The organism is Pseudomonas sp. PDM18, assembly GCF_014852585.1.
GTDB lineage: Bacteria > Pseudomonadota > Gammaproteobacteria > Pseudomonadales > Pseudomonadaceae > Pseudomonas.
In genome coordinates this window covers 1-280 of record NZ_JACVBX010000053.1, presented here as the reverse complement: position 1 = coordinate 280, position 280 = coordinate 1, and the positions used below count along the sequence as shown (strand labels likewise).

1 pseudogene is annotated in these 280 nt (G+C 66.4%); it reads left to right on the top strand.

Annotation, left to right across the window (positions count from 1 at the left end):
- Positions 1-280, top strand: a pseudogene (locus tag IB274_RS29515) (transporter); the annotation flags it as partial.

Sequence of the window (280 nt, the reverse complement as noted above, 5' to 3'; positions counted from 1 at the left end):
AGCATTTTCGATTCTTCAGCGTCAGCCTGCTGGCACTCGCCATCAGCGGCTGTGCCGTGACCAGCGAGCCGATCAGCCGTGCCGACAGCGAACAGCGTGCGCGCGATGACCTGGCCGGCATGTTCCGTGCCCAGGAGCCGCTCAGCGGCGAGTTGACGCTCAACGACGCGCTGGCCCGTGCCATCAAGTACAACCTCGAAGGCCGCCTGAAGGTCATGGAGCAGGCCCTGGCCAGCCGCCAGGTCGACCTCGCGACCTTCGACATGCTGCCGCGCATGGC